This window comes from Propionibacterium cyclohexanicum, assembly GCF_900111365.1.
In the GTDB taxonomy this organism is placed as follows: domain Bacteria; phylum Actinomycetota; class Actinomycetes; order Propionibacteriales; family Propionibacteriaceae; genus Propionibacterium; species Propionibacterium cyclohexanicum.
Map to the genome: position 1 here is coordinate 85883 of NZ_FOGZ01000003.1, position 17146 is coordinate 103028.

The 17146-nt window shown below is 67.1% G+C and carries 16 protein-coding genes; 6 read left to right on the forward strand and 10 right to left on the reverse strand.

Annotation, left to right across the window (positions count from 1 at the left end):
• Nucleotides 1-74: 74 nt before the first annotated feature.
• The 6 genes from BMX93_RS02585 to BMX93_RS12835 are packed head-to-tail and all read right to left on the reverse strand — an operon-like array spanning nucleotide 75 to nucleotide 4757.
• On the reverse strand, nucleotides 75-902 hold the full coding sequence (locus BMX93_RS02585) for a hypothetical protein (protein WP_091967422.1): 828 nt from the start codon (nucleotides 900-902) through the stop codon (nucleotides 75-77).
• Entirely contained in the window at nucleotides 880-1857 is a 978-nt protein-coding gene (locus BMX93_RS02590; protein ID WP_091967424.1) for an ABC transporter ATP-binding protein, read from the reverse strand. Before BMX93_RS02590 ends, BMX93_RS02585 begins: the two co-directional genes overlap by 23 nt.
• A gap of 4 nt (nucleotides 1858-1861) precedes the next feature.
• Entirely contained in the window at nucleotides 1862-2518 is a 657-nt protein-coding gene (locus BMX93_RS02595; RefSeq protein ID WP_143052789.1) for a hypothetical protein, read from the reverse strand.
• Nucleotides 2515-3123 carry an ATP-binding cassette domain-containing protein gene (locus BMX93_RS02600; protein ID WP_177170027.1) on the reverse strand — a complete coding sequence of 203 codons (609 nt, stop codon included), beginning with the start codon at nucleotides 3121-3123 and terminating at the stop codon, nucleotides 2515-2517. The genes BMX93_RS02595 and BMX93_RS02600 overlap by 4 nt, the downstream gene beginning before the upstream one ends.
• A complete protein-coding gene (locus BMX93_RS12830; protein WP_177170028.1) occupies nucleotides 3120-4541 on the reverse strand; it encodes a hypothetical protein in 1422 nt (473 codons plus the stop codon). Before BMX93_RS12830 ends, BMX93_RS02600 begins: the two co-directional genes overlap by 4 nt.
• Before the next feature lie 45 nt (nucleotides 4542-4586).
• Nucleotides 4587-4757, reverse strand: coding sequence for a hypothetical protein (locus tag BMX93_RS12835; RefSeq protein ID WP_177170029.1), 171 nt, complete (start codon nucleotides 4755-4757; stop codon nucleotides 4587-4589).
• 163 nt (nucleotides 4758-4920) lie between these two features.
• Here BMX93_RS12835 and BMX93_RS02605 point away from each other — a divergent pair, with 163 nt between their 5' ends.
• Complete coding sequence (locus tag BMX93_RS02605) at nucleotides 4921-5574, forward strand: Maf family protein (RefSeq protein WP_143052790.1); 654 nt, start codon at nucleotides 4921-4923, stop codon at nucleotides 5572-5574.
• 86 nt (nucleotides 5575-5660) lie between these two features.
• Here BMX93_RS02605 and BMX93_RS12650 read toward each other — a convergent pair whose 3' ends face one another.
• On the reverse strand, nucleotides 5661-6194 hold the full coding sequence (locus tag BMX93_RS12650) for a hypothetical protein (RefSeq protein WP_143052791.1): 534 nt from the start codon (nucleotides 6192-6194) through the stop codon (nucleotides 5661-5663).
• A 61-nt stretch (nucleotides 6195-6255) separates the two neighbouring features.
• Nucleotides 6256-7251, reverse strand: coding sequence for a magnesium transporter CorA family protein (locus tag BMX93_RS02615; RefSeq protein ID WP_091967432.1), 996 nt, complete (start codon nucleotides 7249-7251; stop codon nucleotides 6256-6258).
• Nucleotides 7252-7326: 75 nt separating this feature from the next.
• On the opposite strand from BMX93_RS02615, the gene BMX93_RS02620 reads away from it, so the two are divergent.
• The 5 genes from BMX93_RS02620 (at nucleotide 7327) to BMX93_RS02640 (ending at nucleotide 11962) form a co-directional block, all read left to right on the forward strand.
• A complete protein-coding gene (locus tag BMX93_RS02620) occupies nucleotides 7327-7833 on the forward strand; it encodes an NUDIX hydrolase (RefSeq protein ID WP_091967434.1) in 507 nt (168 codons plus the stop codon).
• A gap of 62 nt (nucleotides 7834-7895) precedes the next feature.
• Nucleotides 7896-8711: an Fpg/Nei family DNA glycosylase gene (locus BMX93_RS02625; protein ID WP_091967436.1), complete on the forward strand. Its 816-nt coding sequence runs from the start codon at nucleotides 7896-7898 to the stop codon at nucleotides 8709-8711.
• Between the two features lie 65 nt (nucleotides 8712-8776).
• Nucleotides 8777-10555 carry an acetyl/propionyl/methylcrotonyl-CoA carboxylase subunit alpha gene (locus tag BMX93_RS02630; RefSeq protein ID WP_425438733.1) on the forward strand — a complete coding sequence of 593 codons (1779 nt, stop codon included), beginning with the start codon at nucleotides 8777-8779 and terminating at the stop codon, nucleotides 10553-10555.
• A gap of 2 nt (nucleotides 10556-10557) precedes the next feature.
• Nucleotides 10558-11142: a 2'-5' RNA ligase family protein gene (locus BMX93_RS02635; RefSeq protein WP_245725685.1), complete on the forward strand. Its 585-nt coding sequence runs from the start codon at nucleotides 10558-10560 to the stop codon at nucleotides 11140-11142.
• A gap of 646 nt (nucleotides 11143-11788) precedes the next feature.
• Nucleotides 11789-11962 (forward strand): zinc transporter permease, encoded by a 174-nt coding sequence (locus BMX93_RS02640; RefSeq protein WP_091967449.1) that lies wholly within the window; start codon nucleotides 11789-11791, stop codon nucleotides 11960-11962.
• A gap of 457 nt (nucleotides 11963-12419) precedes the next feature.
• Here BMX93_RS02640 and BMX93_RS02645 read toward each other — a convergent pair whose 3' ends face one another.
• The gene (locus BMX93_RS02645) at nucleotides 12420-13427 is read right to left on the reverse strand and encodes a dihydroorotate dehydrogenase-like protein (protein WP_091967451.1); all 1008 of its coding nucleotides are present in this window, start codon (nucleotides 13425-13427) and stop codon (nucleotides 12420-12422) included.
• On the reverse strand, nucleotides 13424-16996 hold the full coding sequence (nifJ, locus tag BMX93_RS02650; protein WP_425438737.1) for a pyruvate:ferredoxin (flavodoxin) oxidoreductase: 3573 nt from the start codon (nucleotides 16994-16996) through the stop codon (nucleotides 13424-13426). Before nifJ ends, BMX93_RS02645 begins: the two co-directional genes overlap by 4 nt.
• Nucleotides 16997-17146 lie beyond the last annotated feature (150 nt).

Consider the following 17146-nt stretch of genomic DNA (forward strand, 5'->3'; position numbering starts at 1 on the left):
GATCAATGGGATCTCCCCATCAGTATCCGCCCTTCTCGCGCCACCCACTATTTCGGGTTCGCGAATACCTGTGTCTAGGTGATGTCGCGGCGATACAGAGCAAAAGACCCAATGATGAGGGCTCCGGCCGCCCAGACCGTCAGCGTGGCGACGTCGCTCCAAGCGGACGCCGTCATTGAGTTCTGCAGCGGGTCGAACATCGCATTGGCCGCTGCCATCGGGAGCAACCGAGCCACCGACGCGAGGCCGGGGCTGCCCAGGCCAAAGCCTCCGGCGATCACCGGCAGCACCAGGATCAGACCGAACAGCATGAGATAGCCGTCGATGGCGCGTCGCGCGATGGCCCCGATCCCCAACCCGAGCAGGGCCAGCAGCACCGCTGCCGGGACGCCACCGAGAACCACCCTCAGCGCCTCCGCCGAGGTCTCCGGGGCGGCTGAGGTACCGAGCGCGAGCCCCGTCAGAGCACCGGCGACCGCACCGGCGGAGAGCGCAACGGCCACCGCCACCTGCAGCGCGATCTTCGCGACGAGGACCGGCCACCGGCTTGGCACCCACATGAACAGCGACCTCGCCACGGCAGTCCCGCCGTCTCCCGATATCGAGGCCAGCCCGGACAGCGCGGCCAGGTGCGGGATCAGGGCGAATCCGGTGGAGACCGCGGCCACGCTCTTGCCGCCCGCCAGGTCCAGTTTCGTCGAGATCCCGGCGGTCACGCTCAGCCATGCGCCACCCGTGCTCACCACGATCGCAACACCCAGGAGCATCCATGTGAACAGCGACCTGGTCAGCCGAACTCGTTCATAGGCCAGCGCACCGGTCAGCGCGGACGCTGCGCTGCGGACGCTCCTTCGCGGACCGGAGCTCGTGAGGTCGGGTTCAGTTGTTGGCTGGTTGCGCATGGCTGATTCCTGGAGCAGATGTATGGATATCCAGCAGGGCCCGCCGCGGGGACGACGGGACTACCCGCTCGGCGGCGAGTTCGCTGTCGATGAAGTCGAGGTACACATCCTCGAGTGCTGCGAGCTCGGTGTGCAGTTCCCACAGCTGCGCCTGGTGCTCGAAGGCGAGTCGACCCACTTGGTCACCCGACAGTCCCACCACCACCAGCCGCCCCGGCTCGTTGACGATCCGTCCGCCCGCCCGCTGAATCGCCGGGCCGAGCCGATCCGCGTCTGGCGTCCTGACAACTGTCCGCTGATCCGTTCCGATGAGGAACTTGGCAATCGGCCGGTGGGTGACGATCCGTCCGTTGAGGATGACCGCGACATCGTCGGCGATGTCCTGCACCTCTCTCATCTGATGCGACGAGAGCAGAACGACAGCACCGGCTTCGGCATAGTGGCGCAACAGCCGGCGCAGCCACCGCATCCCCTGTGGGTCCAGCCCGTTGGCGGGCTCGTCGAGCATCAGGTTGGCGGGGTTGGCCAGGATCGCCATGGCGATGCCCAGACGCTGCCGCATTCCCAGGGAGAGTTCCCGTCCGCGCCTGTCCCGGAACCCGTCCAGGCCGCACTCCTCGACGACCTCGGTGACCCGTGAACGGCTCAGGCCGTGGGTAGCACCGAGGTAGCGGAGGTGTTCGTGCACCCGCCACCGTGGGTGGATGGCAGGCGGGTCGAGCAGTCCGCCCAGCATCGAAGCCGGATGCTCCCACGACCCTATCGGACGGCCGTCCACGAGCGCGGTGCCCGCAGTGGGGCGATCCAGTCCCGCGATCAGGCGCATTGTCGAACTTTTGCCCGCCCCGTTCGGGCCGAGGAAGGCCGTCACCCGGCCTCCGGCGACTTTCAGGTATGCGTCGTCAACGACCCGACGCTGTCCCCGGACCTTGACCAGGCCGACCGTCTCGATCATCTCCTCACCGGGCGATCAACAGCAGTGCGGTGTTGAGTGCGACCGCGACGCCAACGAAAAGAGCCAGCCGCACCGGCTGAACCCGCAACGCCGCCCGGGCGAGGCCTGAGTAGATCAAGATGCTCACCACGCCGAACCCCACCCGCAGCGACACATTGGTCAGGGTCGTCATGCCCTGTGTCCCGGCGGTCAGCTGTATCACCGCCACGGTGACCAGGAACGGGAGTTGTCCGACCAGCACCCAGAACCAGCTCAACCCGAGCCCAGGCCGCCGCACCCGGGCGATGGCGGCCAGCAACACCGCCAGGACGAATGCCTGGAGCAGCGAGAAAAGGACGGCCCACGCACCCGAGGCCACCCGCAGCACGGTCAACTGGACCTGTGGGGACGCGAATGGCGAATCCGTGCCCAGTCGCAACGACTTCTCCTCCAGCGTCGAACCGGTCGCGGCGATTGTCAGCGCGGCCAGGAAGAGCGCCAGGATGGCGACGTAGACTTTGCGCATCCTGGTGAGCCGCGGGGCCTGTTCTGTGTCAAGTTCCATTGCGGGGGTCTCCGTCGTGGTGGTGTTAATTGAGCTGTTCATTTCGATAGCTTGATGCGGTGTCACTGTCGGCACGTGCGGCAAGCGGGGCTTCGGCCAGGTGATCGGCCCTTTCATCGGGCACCTCCGCTCACCCGCGGGCTAAGGTCGACCGTCGACCCAGGGAACAGCGTGAGGTCAGCCTCGGCCCAGTCGCTGACCTCGTGGGTTGCCAGGAGCACCGTGGACCGACGGCCCGCGCGCATCAACTCCGCTCGCGCGATTGCGGAAGCGGCGGCGTCCAGGCCGTTCAGGGGCTCATCGAGCAGCAGGACGTCGACGTCCGGCAAGGTCAGGGCCAGAGCCAGCACGCACCGCTGGCGCTGCCCCAGCGACAGCTCGCGGACGCACACGGACAACATCCCCGGGTCAATCAGTCCGGACGACACAGCGCCCCCAGCACCGAGCTCGAGCTCCATCAGAGCGAGGTACTCAGCGACCGTCAGCGAGTCGAGGCTCAGGAAGTCGGTGTCGAGATAGACGAGTCGCCACAGCGTCCGCGCCTTCCTCAGACTGTTGTTCGCGCTGGGCAGGAGACCACCCAGCAGCTTCAACAGGGTCGTCTTGCCCACGCCATTGCTACCGCGCAGGGCGATCACGCCGCGCTCGGGCAGTTCCACCGACAGACCGGCGAAGACGACATGGTCTCCGTAGGAGAAATCGAGACCGGAGATCGAGATCACTGCATCAGCTCCACTCGTGTCGCGGACAGGCCGTTGAGCCAGCCGGGGGTGTCCAGATGGGCCAGTATGGCGAGGAGCGCTGCCGTGCCGGCCAGGAGTGCCGAGACGGACGCAACGGAGGTGACATTGCTGAACTGGAAGGGCGTGTTGAAGCCGACGACGCCGACGGCCGTCACCGCCACCGCGAAACAGCCCGCGGACGCCAAGCCACTGCGCGAGGTCAGGCCTATCTCGTCGAGCCTGCCGGCGGGCAGCACCACGGTTTTGCGTTGGACCACCACGACGTCACCGACCACCTCGACCGCGAACAGCGTCGCCAGTAGCAGCCCGGTTGCCGGTGCACCGGCCATCAGCAACTGAAAAGCGGCCACCGCCATGGTGGGGGCCAGAAGCAGCACGGCGTTCAGGGCGTACCACCGAAGGACGCGGCCACCGGCACCCGCGACGTCTCGCAGCAGGAAGAGCCCGTAGCCACGCGCTTCCGGGGACAGGTACCGGGCCAGCCGGGTGCGCAGCAGGAGTGCGGCGATGAAGCTCGTCAGCAGAGGCACCGCGGGGACGAAATCCGTGCGTCCAACGGTTTCGAGGACGAACTGGACGGCCCAGCTCGTGGCGACCGCGGTCATCACGATCGACGCGGCCTGACGATCCATCCGCGTGGACCTGGGTGCCAGTCGGCGGCGCCCCAGCCAGTGCGCGGCGAGCATCGTGGACGCGCCGACGACGGCCGTACAGGCCGCGGCTGCAAGGACCGCCCAGCCATGGCTGGGCACGATTGAGGGCCACCTGTGCCCGGGAGTGTGCAACAGCCGCTCCGTGGCGTGAATGAGCATGGCGATTCCGGCCAGGACCGCGGGCAGCCAGGGGGTGCGGCCGGTCCGTGTGGCCGATCGGCCGGCGGCGCGCAGCGGCGGGATGACAATGGCCAGCAGTACCGCCAGCACTAGCCACGCTCCGCTCGGGGTCGCCAGGCGCGCTGCCTGTGCGCCAATCACGATAAGGATCGGGTAGTCGGGAGCCGAGAGCCCGATGACCAGACCGGTGGCGCGTGACCCGCCACTTGAGAGCAGTTGGCGATGGCGTCCGAGCAGCCGCACGGTATGCGAGCGAGCCGAGAGCACCGCTGCCAAACCGACGCCGATCAGCAGGGTCGGCCACCAGGCTGCGAAGGCGGAGGAGATGAGAGGCAGCCTCCTCGCCGGATCGACCAACGCTCCGGCGAGGCAGCTGAGACAGGCGCTGACCCACGAGGCGGCGACAAGCGCCCGTCGGCCACGAGCGCCGACAGATATACCGGCCACGCCGAGTGCGGAGGCCAGACGGGTGGCGAGCACCCGGGACTGCTGGGTGGCGCCCCAACGAACTCCGGAGGGAAGCGCAGTGCGCATCAGGGCTGTGAGCATGCTGGCTGTGCGCATCGTGCGTGCCTTTCGGAGTTCGTCGGGGTCAGGGATGGGTGCTGGTCACCAGGCGACGAACTGCTTCAGCGCCCACCTTTTCGCCAATCCGAAGATGGTGCCGGCCAAGGCGGTGCCGAGACCGAAGGAGGCGACGATCGAGGCGGCGAGCGCCGCCCATGAGATCGCAGTGATGCCGGCCGCCCCGGGTGTCGAGTTGTTTCTTTCGCCGGTCATTAGTCTGTCCGGCGGCGCGGGTTGCCGCCTCGGCCACTCGGATCATCCGATCGGCGGACCCGAGCGGCCGCGGCGCGTGGAGAGTCCCGGCGAACGGCAGCGGCGAGAGCGGTGCGCCCGCGTTCGGCCGGGCCTGCTGCTGGGCGGAACTTATGATGTGGGAATGCAGCTGGTTCTCGCGTCCTCCTCACCGGCCCGGCTCACAACCCTGCGGGCGGCCGGCCTGAGCCCGGTTGCCGCGAGCCCGGCCATCGACGAGACGGCGGCGACGGGCGAGAGCGTCGAACATCTCACCAGGCGGCTGGCGACGGCGAAGTGCCATTCGGTGATCGAACGACTGAGTGCCGAAGGGACGCTGAGCGAGCCCGCAGTGGTGGTTGCCTGCGACACGCTGCTGGAGATCGAGGGCCACATCTACGGCAAGCCCGGCACCCCCGAAGCTGCCATCGTCCGCTGGTACCGGATGCGTGGCCGCGAGGGCGTGATCCACACCGGTCACCACATCGCCGTACTGCGCGGCGGTCAGCGCGACGAAGCGACGAGAGTGGCCTCGACGGTCGTGGGCTTCGCCGACCTCACCGACGCCGAGATCGCCTCCTATGTGGCCACCGGAGAACCGCAGAATGTGGCCGGCGGATTCACGATCGACGGCTGGGGCGGACCCTTCGTCACCGGAGTCATCGGCGATCCGCACAATGTGGTGGGCATTTCGCTGCCGCTGGTGCGCCAGATGCTTCTCGACCTGGGGGTCGGCTGGTTCGATCTGGTCCACGACACGGCCCGGACCGAGGAACATCCCCGGGCCGCTCGGCGCTGAACCGGCGCCCAGAGGCACCCGGTGACCACAGACCGATTCACCGGACAGGGCACCGCGCCGGCACAAGACGATTCATTCCGACACGCTCACTGGGCAAGGCGACGCAGCGTAAGTCCAGCCAGCGCATCGGACATGGTGAACGCACCCTGCCAGCCCGGCGCCTCGAAGATGAGCGAGTCGGCGCTGCGCGCGGTGACCGTATAGCCCAAGGCCGGCAGGCTGGCGTTCAGATAGTCCAGAAGCCCCTGGCCCTGAGCCGCTGGCACGACAAGGGTGACGACATTGGACTGGTCGACGCGGTCGCGCAGGTCGAGTCCGGCGGGCACCGTGAATCCGGCCGGCCCGTGCATAAACCCGAGTGAGGACAGCGTCACACCGGGCATCGGGGTGGACGGCCTGCTCGACGTATTCGGGGGCGGAGTCTGGGCCGCAGAACGGGTCGCCATGCCCTGGGGCGTGTTCGGCTCCGCGCAGGAGCTTGCTGTCAGGAGCATTGTCACGAGGGCCATCGCCGCTGCGAGCTCCCGTGCCAGTCGCCGGGCATACCGCCCTGGCCCGGTCCGCTCGGGCCGCCGTCGGGAAGCTGAGGGCTTGGGGCCACCGGCCTGGGCTACTGACACGACGCCAGCCTAAGTGAGGGCGCCAAGGATCCATGGGCGCCGGTCCCCCGGGCCCCGGCGATCAGATCCAGTCCTTCGACTTGAACACGCCGTACAAGACAGCGACGCAGACCGCGATTAGGCCGGTCGACACCCAGACGCCTGTGGAGGTCCCGAATCCGAGGAAGGGCACGTTCTGGCCAAACCAGCCAGTGATGAAGGTGGGCACGGCGATGATGGCAGCCCAGCCGGACAATTGCTTCATCACGACATTCATCCGGGTATCGGCCAGCGAGATGTTCGTCTCGTAGATACTCGATACCAGATCGCGCAGCGACTCGGTCCACTCGCTCTCGCGCTGCACGTGATCGTGGAGATCCTCGTAGTAGCCGCGCAGCGGCATCACCCACTCCGAAAGGTCAACGCTGCCGCGGATGACCGAGGCCACCACCTCGCGCATCGGAAGGCAGATGCGCCGCACTTCCACGAGCTCGCGACGCAGCTGGTAGGTGAGGCGCTGCACGGTACGGGTATTCGCCTCCTCCTCGAAGAGCAGGTCCTCCAGCTCCTCCATGCTGTCGTCCAGCCTCTCGATCACCTCGAAGTGCCCGTCCACGACGGTGTCGAGCAGGCCATGCAGCAGGCCGGGAGTGCCCATCTCGACGAGCCGGGGATTGGTTTCCCAGCGCCGCACCACCTGGCCCATGTCCCAGTCGGGGTCCGTCCGCACCGTGATGAGCGCATTCGGCAGCGCGAACGCAGAGATCTTCGCTGCCCTGATACGCGACTGGAAGTCCGCGCCGGCAACGAGCCGCAGGGCGTGGACGAGGATGAACCAGTGGCTTTCGTGGCGTACCGCCTTGGCCCTTTCGCGAGGTGCCAGGGCGTCCTCGACGGAGTGCAGGTCGAAGCCCAGTTCGCGGGCCAGCTCGGTGAGCTGACGCGGCTGGGGCTTGAGGAAGTCCAACCAGACCAGGTTGGCCCCGTCGGCGATACGTTCGGACAGCTGGTCCAGCGGGAATCCCTGCTCCACGAGCCTGCCGTCACGCCAGACGCAGTTCTGCACTGTCGCCATCATCGGCCTCCATCACTGCGGGCCCACAAGAGCCCGCATCTAGAATCGGCGGTGCCCTGCCTATCCCATGGAGGTTCCATGACGACACCCGAGTTCATCGTGAACCTACGCCGCCGTATCGGCCATGAGCCACTGTGGCTGCTCGGCTGCTCGACGGTGGTGCTGCGCGAGACGCACACCGGCCCCCAGGTGCTGCTCGGCAGGCGCGCCGACAACGGCAACTGGACGACCATCGACGGAATCGTCGAGCCGCTCGAGCCCCCCGAGAAAGCGGCCGCGCGGGAGTGCCTGGAAGAGACCGGGCTGCGCGTGAGGATCGACCGGCTCGTGATGGTGGGCGTCACCGGCCCGATCCGTTATCCGAATGGAGATGTCTGCTCCTTCGTCGACCATGTCTTCCGCGCGCACTGCGCACCGGGCAGCACGGACGAGGCGGGCACCGGCGACGGCGAGAACTCCGCAGTGGGCTGGTTCGAGCCCACGGCACTGCCCGAGGCGATCACGCCGGTCTCTCGTCGCCGGATCGAGACGGCGCTCGCCGACGCCCCCGACGTTGTGCTGGCCGGACGCTACGAGCAGGTCTGAGACCGCCCGAACTCCGCTGGCGCATCGGGACAGCTGCCTGTTGCGCTCCTAGACTGGCGATCATGCCCGAAGGTCACGTGCTCCACCGACTCGCCCAACGCATCGGGGAGCTGTTCGACGGGCATCCCGTTCAGGTCAGTTCACCCCAAGGACGTTTCTCGGAATCGGCTGCGCTGGTGGACGGCTCGACGCTGCGCAACGCCGAGGCCTGGGGCAAGCATCTGTTCATCGACTTCGATGCACCGATCCCCACCGAGGTCCTGCACATCCACCTCGGGCTCATCGGCAGTCTTGGTATCGCCCCTACTGCCCCGGCGATCGGCCAGGTGCGGGTGCGGATCTGCGATGGGCAGTGGGCCGCCGATCTGCGGGGCCCCCAGCTGTGCCGCCTCATCACTGTCGAGCAGAAGGCCCTCGCCACCCAGAAGTTGGGCGCCGATCCGCTGCGCGCCGACGCGGATCCCGAACGAACCTGGCAGCGCGTCCACCGCTCAGCGCGGCCGATCGCGGCCCTGCTCATGGACCAGTCGATGTTCGCTGGCGTGGGCAACATCTATCGGGCCGAGGTGCTGTTCCGCAATCACATCGACCCGCACTGCCCGGGCCGCCAGCTGCATCGGGAGAGCTTCGAGGCGATCTGGGCGGATCTCGTGGCGCTCATGGCCATTGGAGTGCGCGACGGACGCATCGACACGGTTCGTCCCGAGCACAGCCCCGAAGCCATGCACCGTCCGCCACGGGTCGACGCCCACGGCGGAGAGGTCTATGTGTACCGCCGCGAGGGCCAGCCCTGCCTCGTGTGCGGTGCCCCCGTCCGCCATGAGGTGCTGTCGGGACGCCAGTTGTTCTGGTGCGCGCCCTGCCAACGGCAGCACTGAGCGAGGCCCGGTTGTCCTAGACTCACCACAGCAGTGCCGTCCTATGTCCTGAGGAGGAACCAGTGGTGAGTTCCGCACCCACCCGCACCATCTCGAAGGTGTTGGTCGCCAACCGCGGTGAGATCGCTGTGCGTGTCATCCGTGCAGCGAGGGACGCCGGCCTGGCGAGCGTGGCTGTCTATGCGGACTCCGACTCGTCCTCGCTGTTCGTGGAGCTGGCCGACGAGGCGTTCGCGCTCAACGGTTCGACCCCGGCCGAGACCTATCTCGACATCGACAAGATCATCGGCGCCGCGCACCGCAGCGGCGCCGATGCAGTGCACCCCGGCTACGGCTTCCTCTCGGAGAACGCTAGTTTCGCCCAGGCCGTCATCGATGCCGGGCTGGTGTGGATCGGCCCCCCGCCGGCCGCCATCGAGAAACTGGGCGACAAGGTGACTGCCCGTCACATCGCCCAGAAGGTGGGCGCACCTCAGGTGCCGGGTACCCCCGATCCGGTGAGCGATGCCGCCGAGATCGTCGAGTTCGCGAACACCAACGGCCTGCCGGTGGCCATCAAGGCGGCCTTCGGTGGCGGCGGGCGCGGCCTCAAGGTGGCCCGCACCGTCGAGGAGATCCCCAGCCTGTATGCCTCGGCGGTGCGCGAGGCCGTCACCGCCTTCGGACGCGGCGAGTGCTTCGTGGAGCGCTATCTCGACAAACCACGCCATGTCGAGACCCAATGCCTGGCCGATGAGTACGGCACGGTGGTGGTGGTGTCCACTCGCGACTGCTCGCTGCAGAGGCGTCACCAGAAGCTCGTGGAGGAGGCTCCGGCGCCCTTTCTCAGCGCCGAGCAGGTGGACCGGCTCTACTCCTCGTCGAAGGCGATCCTCAAGGAGGCCGGCTATGTGGGGGCCGGGACCTGCGAGTTCCTGGTCGGCCAGGACGGCACCATCAGTTTCCTCGAGGTCAACACCCGCCTCCAGGTGGAGCATCCGGTCACCGAAGAGGTGAGCGGCATTGATCTGGTGCGCGAGCAGTTCCGGATCGCCTGCGGCGGACGCCTGGACTACCCCGATCCGCCCTCGGTCGGCCATTCCTTCGAGTTCAGGATCAACGCCGAGGACCCGGGACGCAATTTCATGCCCGCTCCGGGCACGCTCACGAGGTTCCGCCCGCCGTGCGGTCCGGGAGTGCGGGTCGATGAGGGCTACAAGCGCGGGATGAGCGTCCCTGGGGCCTTCGATTCGCTGGTGGCGAAGCTCGTGGTGAGCGGTCCCGACCGGCACACTGCGCTGGAACGTGCCCGGCGCGCGCTGGCCGAGTTCGTCCTGGAGGGCATGCCCACCGTCATCCCCTTCGACAAGGCGATCGTCGAGGAGCCAGCCTTCACCGCATCCGACGGCGTCTTCGGCGTATTCACCGACTGGATCGAGACAGAGTTCGACAACCACATCGAGCCCTATGCCGGCGAACTCGGCGTGGTCGAGGAGGCAGCGGAACGCCAGAGCGTCGTCGTGGAGGTCAATGGGCGTCGTCTCGAGGTGAAGCTGCCGGCCGGGCTCCAGGCGGGAGCCCCACGAGCTCCCAAGCTGCGCCGCCCGACCAAACGCGGGCGAGGTGGCGGCAAAGTCACCGAGGTCAGCGGAGATGCGCTCACCTCACCGATGCAGGGCACGATCGTGAAGGCCTCGGTCGCCCAGGGCCAGCATGTCGATGAGGGTGAGACCGTCGTAGTGCTGGAGGCGATGAAGATGGAACAGCCCATCGCAGCCCACCGCTCCGGGATCGTGCACGAACTCGTCGAGGCCGGCACCCCGGTGGCCAGCGGCGATGTGCTGTGCAGGATCACAGACTCCTGAGTGTGACCCGGCAGACCGATCATCCGTGCATCGAGGGGTCGTCCCGGGCAGTCGGCCGGTACGGGAGCCCCGAGAGCTGGCGCGGCCATGCGGTGCTCGAGATCCCGGTGCCCCAGCTGGAGCCCTTCGTCCGGGCTCGCACGGCCTTCTACGATCCGGGATTCGTCAGCGCCGATCCGCGCTTCTGCCATGCGCACATCACGCTGCTGGCGCCGTTCGACGAATTGCCGGAGCGCGATGCCGTGGCGAGAGCCATCGCATCGATGCGCGCCTTCGATTTCCGGCTGGCTGACTTCGATGTCTTTTCCGGCGGCATGATCTACCTGAGACCCCAGCCCCTCAGCCCGTTCCGGCAGGCAACGGCGTCGCTCCTCGCCGCATTCCCGCAGGTCGTTCCCTATGGCGGGCCCGACCCGGTGCCCCATCTCAGCCTCGATGTGCTGTCGGCAACTGTCAGCCCGGCCTCGACGCGACGTCAGGTGGGTGACCTGGTGCCGGCACGCTGCCAGGCCGAATCAGTGGACCTGTGCTGGTACGAGTCAGGGGCCTGTCGGCTCGTCGAGCGCTGGCAGCTGTCAGCGGACTGAGCGAGGAGCGCTCCAGGCGGCGATCACGTCACAAGACTGGGCTCCACGGGACACCCATGTCGCTGGACGGGACGGGACGCACACGGCACTGGACGCGACGTGTCTCAGCGGCACGGGACACACAGTCGTCAAACCCCGGCATCACGTCACGTAGTTCGGCTGCGCTTCCTCTCCAGTGCCACTTCGCGGCCGCTCCACAACCAGAATCGGGCACCACAGCCCGGGCAACCCGAATAGTGACAGACCCTCCGCGTGGTGCCCACTTTTGGTTCGGCAGTGACGGCGTGATCGCGGTCAACGAGGGTCCGCCGCCTGCATCGGGGACCTGCCGGACTCGGGCTCTCGAGCCAGCACGTCCCAGGGGTGCGCCGCCTGCACCGAGGACCTGCCGGGACAGGACCCCAGCCAGTCCTCGTCACAATTCACCAGAACACTGATATGAGAGTGGATTTCATTTCCATTAACACAGTCAATTCTGACCCCACCTGGAATTGAAAGTCGAGACGCTGTTGATTTTCATTCGCAGTTCAATTCATGCGCACTGCTGCGAATCATTCTGATTATCATTCACATATTTGAATTCCTGGATATGGCGTGCAATCCTTTCATCAGCGGAAAAGCAGCAACAACAACACAGGAGATTTTCATGGCTGATGACACGAACAAGACCACCGAGCACCACCTCGCCGAGCACACTCTGGCCCAGCACACCCATGGTGAGGGCTGTGGCCACGAGGTAGTGCAGCACGGTGATCACGTGGACTACATCCACGGGGGTCACCGCCACGCTCTCGACGGAGACCACTACGACGAGCACTGAGACCCGGCTCCAGGTGTCGTTCGGCCGCTGACAGGGCCGATCCGCACACCCAGCAAACATATGGCGAGATGGCGAGGCGCCTGCCCCTGGATACACATTCCAGGGTCGGCGCCTCGCCATTTCTGTCCCAGTTCACCTTCCGGGGCGCACCAGCCCAGCGCTCTCCTTCCGGGGCTCACCTGCCCAGAAGATGGCTTGAGGCCAGTCCACAACCAAAAACGGGCACCACAGTCCGCCCAATCCGAATAGTGACAGACCCGGTCTGTGACGCCCACTTCCGGCGCGATCTCACCACGCTGCACAGAAATGCCGACCCCTGCTCGGCCCGAGCCCGAATGACGCCCACTTCCGGCACCATCTCGCGACGCCACGCCACCGCACCGTGCCACAGCTGAGCGGCCGAACAGTTGCAGACCCACAGTGCATGAGCCAGGAGGACGTGCGTCGGGCTAGCCGCTCAGGCCCAACTGTTGAGCACCTTCATGTACTGCGCCCGCTCGAAAGCGTGCGGGTCGTCCACCGAGGAGGCGTCCATGGCGCCCCGCAGCTCATCGACCGACTCGTAGTCGTGCTCGACGAGCCAACCCTTGAGCTCGGCGAGCATGCTCGTCAGGGCACCGGCTCCGCCATCGAGCAGCGCCGAGGCGGTATAGGCGACCTGGCCGCCGACGATCAAGGATTTCACGACGTCCTCGCCGGTATGCACCCCGCCGGTCACGGCGAACTCCAGTTCGGGCTGCTGGGCGGACAAGATGCCCACCCAGCGCAGGCGCATGGGCAGTTCCGCCGAGGTGGACAACGCCAGGGTCGGCACCACCGACAGCGAGTCGAGATCGAGGTCGGGCCCGTAGAAGCGGTTGAACAGCACCAGCGCGTCAGCGCCGGCGTTGCGTGCCCGCACCGCGAAGTGAGGCAGCGAGCTGAGGAATTCCGAGATCTTCACCGCCAGCTGCCGTTCACCGATGACACGCTTGACGCTCGCGATGACGCGCAGATAGCCCACCTCGACGTCCTCGGGAGACCGGCCTGGCTCGACCGGCAGATCGTACAGGTTCAGCTCCATGGCGTCGGCGCCGGCCTCGACCAGCTGCGCCGCATATCGGGCCCAGTCGCCGGGCTGGGAGCCGTTGACCGAGGCGATCACCGGAATACCGAGCGCCTTCTTCGCCTCCGCGACGAGCCGAAGATGCGCATCAGCTCCCGTGTTGAGCTGCTCGACCTCCGCCAGCGGCGCCGAGGCGAATTCCGCGAATTCATCCCCGGTCTCCAGCACCATGGCAGTTTCGAGCTCTTCGGCCTCCACCTCCTCGGCGAACAGGCTCGGCAGCACAACCGCGGATGCACCGGCAGCTTCGAGGGACTTCAGTCCCTCAATGGTGCGGTTCAGCGGGTTGGAGGAGGCGATGATCGGGCCACTCAGCTGAAGGCCGAGGTAGCTGGTGGACAGATCCGGGTTGGCGCTCATGAATCTTTCCCTTCGTCGGTCTGCTCGGTCGTGTTCGGCTCGTCGTGATCGCTGGGAAGTGCCCTGTGCAGCCCGGCGAGCTGGCTGTACAGACGCCAGCGCTCGTCGGCGTCGCCCTGCAGGAGCTTGCCCAGTTCCTCGGCGCGCTTCGGGTTGCTGCGCATGAGCATCCCGAACCGTGCCTCTGCGGCCATGTAGTCCGAGACGCGCCCGCTCGGCGCCTTGTAGTCGAGATGCAGGGGAACCGCGTCCTCGTCCGCGCTCGGGCGGAACCGGTAGAGCGGCCAGTAGCCGGTCTGTACGGCCTGCTCCTGATGACTCATGGAGGTGGCCATGGTGATGCCGTGCGAGATGCAGGTGCTGTAGGCGATGATGAGGCTCGGGCCCTGCCAGGCCTGGGCCTCGAGCATGGCGCGGACCACCTGCTGGGGATTGGCGCCCATCGCCACCGAGGCCACGTAGACATTCCCGTAGGATTCGGCGATCATCCCAAGGTCCTTCTTCGGGCTGGCCTTGCCCTTGGCCGCGAACTTCGCCGCAGCCCCCCTCGGGGTGGCCTTGGACGCCTGGCCGCCGGTGTTCGAGTAGACCTCGGTGTCGAGTACCAAGACATTGACATTGCGTCCCGATGCCAGTACATGGTCCAGGCCACCCGAGCCGATGTCGTAGGCCCAGCCATCGCCACCGACGATCCACACGGTCTTGTCGACGAGCTCGTCGGCCAGTGTGGCCAGCCGCAGTGCCTCGCTCTCGTGGCGCCCGGCGAGAGCCGATTTGAGCTGCTCCACCCGCGCCCGCTGGTCGGCGATGCCCTGCTCGTCTCCCTGGTCGGCCCCCAGCAGACCCTGCACCAGTTCCGGATCCAGGCCCGGCAGCGCGGCGACCAGCCTGCGGGCTTCCGCGTTCTGCTGCTCCCAGGCGAGCCGGATACCCAGGCCGAACTCGGCGTTGTCCTCGAACAGCGAGTTGCTCCAGGCCGGCCCGCGACCGTCCGCATTCGTCGTATAGGACGAGGTGGGCAGATTGCCGCCGTAGATCGACGAGCAGCCGGTGGCATTCGCGATGATCATCCGGTCGCCGAACAGCTGGGTGAGGGTGCGCACATAGGGTGTCTCGCCGCAGCCCGAGCAGGCCAGCGAGAACTCGAAGAGCGGCTGCAGCTGCGCTGCCCCCTTGACCTGGTCGTGGCGCACCGCGGTGCGGTCCACCTCGGGCAGGTCGAGGAAGTAGTCGAAGTTCTGCCGCTCGACATCGAGGTGCTCGAGGCGGGGCTCCATGTTGATGGCCTTGTGCTTGACCTCCCGCTTGGAGCGCGCGGGGCAGACGTCCACGCAGATCCCACAGCCTGTGCAGTCGTCCGGCGCGACCTGGACGATGTACTGGTGATCGGTCAGCGTCCGGTCGCGGTAATTCTTCGTCTGGAATCCCGCCGGGGCGTCCGCCAGGGTGTCCTGAGGCACCGCCTTGACGCGAATTGCGGCATGGGGGCAGGAGATGGCGCACTTGCCGCAGTCGATGCACAGGCTCGGATCCCAGATCGGGATCTCCTGGGCGATGCCGCGCTTCTCGTACTTGCTCGTGCCCACCGGCCAGGTGCCGTCCACCGGGAAGGCGCTCACCGGCAGGAGATCGCCCTCACCGCGCAGCATGATCTCGGTGACCCGCTTGGCGAACTCGGGAGCAGTATCGGGCAGGCCTGCCATCCGGTTGACCGCACTGGTGGCTGCCGTGGGGACCGCGATGTGGTGCAGGGAATCGATGGCCGCGTCGACGGCGGCGAAGTTGCGCTCCACCACTACGCGGCCCCGCTTGCCGTAGGTCTTCTCGATGCTGGCCTTGATTCGGGGAATCGCCTCCTGCTGGGCCACCACCCCCGAAAGATAGAAGTAGCAGGGCTGCATGACGGTATTGATCCGCTGGCCCAGGCCGCTCTTGCGGGCGATCGTGGCGGCATCGATCACCCACAGGTCGAGCTTGCGGTCGATGATGATCTGCTGCACCTCGACCGGCAGGTGCGCCCAGCTGTCGGCTCCGTAGGGGGAATTGATGAGTACCGTGGCCCCGGCCTTGGCGAGGTCGAGGGTGGGCATCTTGTCGAGCAACTCGAACTGGTGGACGGCGACGAAGTCGGCCTCCTCGAGTAGATAGGCCGCATCGATGGGGGCATCGCCGAAGCGCAAGTGGCTGACCGTGGTCGCCCCGGACTTTCGGGAGTCGTAGACGAAATAGCCTTGCGCGTAGCGTCCGGGCTCACCCGCGATGATCTTCACCGAGTTCTTCGACGCGCCGACGGTGCCATCGGAGCCGAGCCCGAAGAATATGGCCGAGAGGCCATTGTCTGCCGGGCGGAAGCCGGTGTCGACCGGCAGCGAGAGGTGGGTGACGTCATCGACGATGCCCACTGTGAATCGCGAGCGCGGGGTGGGCGAGGCGAGGTCGTCGTAGACGGCCTTGGCCATGGCCGGGGTGAACTCCTTGGAGCCGATGCCGTAGCGTCCCCCGGTGACCACGGGCAGTCCGGCCTCGAAGTGGTCCGCGTGTTCGACCAGGGCCATGAGCGTGTCGGCGAACAGCGGCTCGCCGTTGCTGCCGGGCTCCTTGGTGCGATCGAGGACGGCCACACGGCGCACCGTGGGCGGGAGCGCGGCGACGAGCTGCTCGGCAGGGAAGGGTCGGTAGAGCCTCACCTGGAGGACGCCAATCCGCTGGCCTGAGGAATTGAGGGCATCGACGACCTGGCGCAGCGTGCCGCCGGCCGAGCCCATCACCACGACCACCCGATCCGCATCAGGAGCCCCGTAGTAGTCGGCCAGGTGGTACTGGCGTCCACTGCGTGCAGCGAGCTCGTCCATGAGCTGGGCGACGATGCCGGGCACGGCGTCGTAGTAGGCGTTGACCGCCTCGCGCCCCTGGAAATAGACATCGGGGTTCTGGGTGGTGCCTCTCAGCACCGGCCGATCAGGGCTCAACCCCCGCTGGCGCTGCGCCTGGACGTCCTCCTCGCGCACCAGCGCCGCCAGGTCCTCGCGAGCCAGCGTGGTGATGGTGTTCACCTCATGGCTGGTGCGGAATCCGTCGAAGAAGTGCAGGAAGGGAACCCGGCTGCGCAAGGTGGCGGCATGGCTGATCGCCGCGAAATCGTGGGCCTCCTGCACTGACGAGGCGCACAGCATCGCCCAGCCGGTCTGGCGCACCGCCATCACATCGGAGTGATCGCCGAAAATCGAGAGTCCCTGGGTGGCGATCGCGCGGGCCGCCACGTGAATGACCGCCGGGGTCAGCTCGCCGGCGATCTTGTACATATTGGGGATCATGAGCAAGAGGCCCTGTGAGGCCGTGAAACTCGTACCGAGCACGCCCTTGGTGACGGCGCCGTGCAGGGCCCCGGCCGCGCCGCCCTCGGACTGCATCTCGATGACCTCGGGGACCGCGCCCCACAAATTGGTCCTACCAGCAGCGGCCCACTGGTCACAGCTCTCGGCCATCGCCGAACTGGGCGTGATGGGGTAGATCGCGATGACCTCGCTGAGTAGGTGCGCAACTCGCGCCGCAGCCTCGTTGCCATCCATCGTCTCGCGGTGGTCGGTGTCCGGGTTCAGCGGGCGAACGGCTTTCCGGTCGGTGCTTTCGATCTGAACAGTCGATGTCATGGACGCCTCCTTCGGTTGGGGCCTTTTCTACCCCGCGAATCCGGGGCCGAGAACCCTGCCCACATGCCG

Bases quoted from the DNA above. Each gene is read 5' to 3' on its own strand.
- BMX93_RS02640 (WP_091967449.1), top strand. From the start codon at position 11,789: ATGGCTGATGACACGAACAAGACCACCGAGCACCACCTCGCCGAGCAC.
- BMX93_RS02605 (WP_143052790.1), top strand. From the start codon at position 4,921: ATGCAGCTGGTTCTCGCGTCCTCCTCACCGGCCCGGCTCACAACCCTG.
- BMX93_RS02590 (WP_091967424.1), bottom strand. From the start codon at position 1,857: ATGATCGAGACGGTCGGCCTGGTCAAGGTCCGGGGACAGCGTCGGGTC.
- BMX93_RS12830 (WP_177170028.1), bottom strand. From the start codon at position 4,541: ATGCGCACAGCCAGCATGCTCACAGCCCTGATGCGCACTGCGCTTCCC.
- BMX93_RS02645 (WP_091967451.1), bottom strand. From the start codon at position 13,427: ATGAGCGCCAACCCGGATCTGTCCACCAGCTACCTCGGCCTTCAGCTG.
- BMX93_RS02625 (WP_091967436.1), top strand. From the start codon at position 7,896: ATGCCCGAAGGTCACGTGCTCCACCGACTCGCCCAACGCATCGGGGAG.
- BMX93_RS02615 (WP_091967432.1), bottom strand. From the start codon at position 7,251: ATGATGGCGACAGTGCAGAACTGCGTCTGGCGTGACGGCAGGCTCGTG.
- BMX93_RS02585 (WP_091967422.1), bottom strand. From the start codon at position 902: ATGCGCAACCAGCCAACAACTGAACCCGACCTCACGAGCTCCGGTCCG.
- BMX93_RS12835 (WP_177170029.1), bottom strand. From the start codon at position 4,757: ATGACCGGCGAAAGAAACAACTCGACACCCGGGGCGGCCGGCATCACT.
- nifJ (WP_425438737.1), bottom strand. From the start codon at position 16,996: ATGGATGGCAACGAGGCTGCGGCGCGAGTTGCGCACCTACTCAGCGAG.
- BMX93_RS02620 (WP_091967434.1), top strand. From the start codon at position 7,327: ATGACGACACCCGAGTTCATCGTGAACCTACGCCGCCGTATCGGCCAT.
- BMX93_RS02595 (WP_143052789.1), bottom strand. From the start codon at position 2,518: ATGAAAGGGCCGATCACCTGGCCGAAGCCCCGCTTGCCGCACGTGCCG.